Here is a 3,875-nt window from a genome sequence, read left to right as displayed (position 1 = left end):
TTTTGAGTCTCGGGCGAAAAAACTAGCCACAAGGTGTACAGAACCTGTAAGGTTGAGGTGCGATTTCGTGAGCACCGAAAGACCTTGGGTGATAGTTTTGAGTCTCGGGCGAAAAAACTAGCCACAAGGTGTACAGAACCTGTAAGGTTGCGTATTTTCCACGTTTTTGGTACACTTTCCAAACATATGATAGAAAAAGGAGCAAACAAGAATACCTTCATAGACGACATGCTCCTGGCGGGGTCTCATTTTGGCTATTCAAAATCCAGACGACATCCATCAATGAAGTCGTTTATTCTCGGCGCTAAGAACCGGGTGGAATTGTTTAATTTGGACAAGACACTCAAGGCATTGGATGTGGTGAAGGAGTTCATTGCCTCTAAGGCGCAGGATGGTAAGACCATTCTCTTTGTCGGTACCAAGCCGGAGGCGAAGAAAACAGTAGAGGAGTACGCGCGGGCGATTAACATGCCTTATGTAACCGAGCGATGGATCGGCGGAATGCTCACTAATTTTCACGAGATCAAAAAGCGCGTTGCACGATTGGAAGAAATTCAAAATAAAAAAGAGAAGGGTGAACTCGCTAAATACACGAAGAAAGAGCAACTCTTGCTTGATAGGGAACTCGCGAAATTGAATAAAAACTTTTCGGGAATCGTTTCCATGAAAGAATTACCCAAAGCGCTCTTCGTCGTTGACCCCAAGCACGAACAGATTGCGGTTACCGAAGCGCGTAAAGAAAATATTCCTGTCATCGCGCTTGCTTCTTCTGATTGCGACATCAGCAAAATTGATTACTCAATCCCGGTGAATGAGTCGTCTCGCCCAAGCATTGAATTGCTTGTCAGAGAAATCGCATCCGCATACAGAGAAGGCGCTTTGCGACAGCCAATTCCTCCTCCGGCACAAGAAACACCCGTTTCCAATGGGCAGGAAGACGCAAAAAAAGAACTCATTACCGGCTAATATATTTCATGGCACCTCTCCCGCATCTTTTTTGCGTGGCGGAGAGGGTTGTACGCAGTCTTTCGTTATATGGAAATCACCACCGAACAAATCAAGAAATTACGAGACACGACCGGCGTATCGGTCATGCAATGCAAGCGCGCTCTTGAAGAAGCGGAAGGGAACATGGATCAGGCGGTCATTCTTCTTCGGAAAAAAAGCAGCGACATTGCTTCCAAGAAAGAGGGAAGAGAATTGAACGCGGGTGTGGTGGCCGCATATATCCACGCCGGCGGCAACGTCGGTTCCATGGTGGAGCTTGCATGCGAGACTGACTTTGTCGCAAAGAATGAAGAATTCAAGCGGCTTGCGTATGATATCGCCATGCACGTCGCCGCAAGCAATCCAGAGTTCCTCCGCGCGGAAGATATTACCGAGGGAGATAAAGAAAAAGTGCGCGCGGCATTTGCCAAGGAGGTTGCGGAGAGCGATAAGCCGGCAGACATCAAGGAAAAAATACTGCAAGGGAAGATAGACAGTTATTTTAAAGAGAAGGTGTTGCTTGAACAGAACTTCATCAAAGACCCCGGCGTTACGATCAGAAACCTTGAAGAGCAGGCGGTCCAGAAATTCGGCGAGAAGACAAAAGTTGTCCGTTTCGTGCGCTTCTCTGTTTAGCGGAGCAGGCCCCAGAAACGGAGTACGCTAGGAAATGTTGCACTCGTATATTCAAACCTATGTATATCGTTGCGCTCATCTCACTCGTTGCATTCGTAGAAATAATCACCATGCTTTTGTTTCGCGCGTGGGAAGTAAAACGCGGGAGAATATATCTTGAGGAGAGGCGCACTCTCCACAGAGAGAGCGCCGATCGCAGGCAACAGCGAGTAATGCATCATCTGATGCGCATACTGTTTGATAATGGGAAACGAGCGGCACAGTGGTCTCTGCGAAAATTTCATCGCACGAAGACGGAATTCGGAGCAAAGACCGGTATTACCAAGATGAGAGATCTCGTGAGAGGCCACGGTGAAGTTGACAGTGAGAGGGGTTCTGCGTCAGGATACTTACAGGATATTACAGATCACAGAGATAGTATCAGAGAGGAAGCGTCCAAATAGTTTTCGCCACCACAGCTTTCTTGGCAGGTATTGTGGGTATTCAGAGAAATGTAATAGGCAATCTTATTTAATTAGTCATGCCGCCTTAGCTCAGTTGGTAGAGCAACACTTTTGTAAAGTGAAGGTCCCCAGTTCGAGTCTGGGAGGCGGCTCCATGTAAACTCCCTTCGGGGAGTTTTTATTATATCCGCCGGACTCGAAAGAGGATTTCTTGTAAAAACCTCATAATAAAGTACTATACGGGATATGGAGTATACCAAATCACCCTATTTCCACATTGGAAGGGCTTCCGAATTGACCGGGAAGGACAGAGTTATCTATAGAATCTTTGAAATCTTACCGGGGTTTTTGTCATGGGGTACCCTTTTGGGAATTGTTGCTTTGTCGGCATTTTTACCTGTTTACGCTGCGCTCTTCATTATCATTTTTGATGTCTATTGGGTTTTCAAAACAATGTATCTTTCTGCTCATCTAAGACAGAACTGGAAACGGATGAAACACAATATCGCGGTTGACTGGGAAGAGCGCCTTAGTAATTTGAAATATGACAACATTATGCATCTTGTCGTACTGCCGTTTTATGACGAGGGCAAAGAGACCATTGAGGGGAGTTTGCAGTCTCTCATTAATACCAAAGGAGACAAGAAAAAAATGGCAATCGTGCTTGCCACGGAAGAGCGCGCGGGAGAAGAAGCGTTCTCTATTGCGAGAGAATTGCGCGATACTTACGCGAGTCATTTCGGTCATTTTTTAATTACCATTCATCCGAAAGATATTTCCGGGGAAATGGCGGGGAAGGGTTCTAACATCTCTTACGCGACGGAGCTCGCGGGGAGAGAAATTCTTGATAAACACCACATCGCGCACAAGAATGTGATCGTGTCAGCGTTTGATATTGATACGATTGTATATCCGCAGTATTTTTTGTGTCTCACGTGGCATTTCCTAACCGCTGAAAACCCGCACAGGAGTTCGTTCCAGCCGGTTCCGCTCTATAACAATAATATCTGGGAAGCACCCGCACTTTCTCGCGTAGTGGCGACATCAGGAACCTTTTGGCAGATGATCCAACAAGAACGCCCGGAGCGTCTCGCGACCTTCTCTTCGCATTCTTTGAGTTATAGCGCGCTTTCTGAAATAGGATTTTGGCAGAAGAATATGGTTTCCGAGGATTCCAGAATATTCTGGAATGCGTTTGTCGCTTACGATGGCGCATATACCGTAGTGCCGCTTTCGTACCCGGTCTCTATGGACGCGAATCTCGCGCCGACATTTCTAGAGACCGCGCGCAATATTTATAAACAGCAAAGGCGCTGGACATGGGGCGTGGAAAATATTCCCTATGTCTTGTTCAGTTTTTTAAAGAACAAGAGCATTCCACTTGCGCAAAAAGTGAAGATGAGTTTTATTCAGATTGAAGGTTTTTGGTCGCTCGCCACCAATCCTCTCCTGATCTTCCTCCTTGGCTGGCTTCCGCTCATGTTGGGGGGCAAGGAGTTCAATGAAACCGTGCTCTCGTATAATCTCCCCATTATCACCCGCAACCTCATGCTCGTCGCCATGTCGGGACTTTTCTTTTCAGCGATTATTTCTTTGAGCTTTTTGCCGGAAGTTCCCGAAGGACAGAAAAAGCGCCACAAGGCATTTATGGTGCTTCAGTGGGTCTTGGTGCCTTTCACTATGATATTTCTCGGTTCTATCCCAGGCCTTGACGCGCAAACACGCTTGATGTTTGGCAGGTATATGGGATTTTGGGTGACGCCAAAGTTCCGCTCTCCGGAACAAGGTGGCACCAAAAATCCGTAAGGG

4 protein-coding genes and 1 tRNA gene are annotated in these 3,875 nt (G+C 46.8%); all 5 read left to right on the top strand.

Annotation, left to right across the window (positions count from 1 at the left end; translation table 11 throughout):
- The first annotated feature begins 186 nt into the window (after nt 1–186).
- The 5 genes from rpsB to AAB523_00845 all read left to right on the top strand — a co-directional run bounded on the left by rpsB (nt 187) and on the right by AAB523_00845 (nt 3,872).
- Nucleotides 187–966, top strand: coding sequence for a 30S ribosomal protein S2 (rpsB, locus tag AAB523_00865; GenBank protein MEK7555820.1), 780 nt, complete (start codon nt 187–189; stop codon nt 964–966).
- A 69-nt stretch (nt 967–1,035) separates the two neighbouring features.
- On the top strand, nt 1,036–1,623 hold the full coding sequence (gene tsf / locus AAB523_00860; protein MEK7555819.1) for an elongation factor Ts: 588 nt from the start codon (nt 1,036–1,038) through the stop codon (nt 1,621–1,623).
- Between the two features lie 59 nt (nt 1,624–1,682).
- Nucleotides 1,683–2,066, top strand: coding sequence for a hypothetical protein (locus AAB523_00855; protein MEK7555818.1), 384 nt, complete (start codon nt 1,683–1,685; stop codon nt 2,064–2,066).
- Nucleotides 2,067–2,145: 79 nt separating this feature from the next.
- Nucleotides 2,146–2,221 (top strand) — tRNA-Thr (locus tag AAB523_00850).
- Between the two features lie 91 nt (nt 2,222–2,312).
- Nucleotides 2,313–3,872, top strand: coding sequence for a glycosyltransferase family 2 protein (locus tag AAB523_00845; protein MEK7555817.1), 1,560 nt, complete (start codon nt 2,313–2,315; stop codon nt 3,870–3,872).
- Nucleotides 3,873–3,875 lie beyond the last annotated feature (3 nt).

It is taken from the genome of Patescibacteria group bacterium (assembly GCA_038063375.1).
In the GTDB taxonomy this organism is placed as follows: domain Bacteria; phylum Patescibacteriota; class Minisyncoccia; order Phycocordibacterales; family JANLHH01; genus JANLHH01.
The sequence above is the reverse complement of the archived record's forward strand: the minus strand, read 5'-3'. Positions and strand labels throughout refer to the sequence as shown.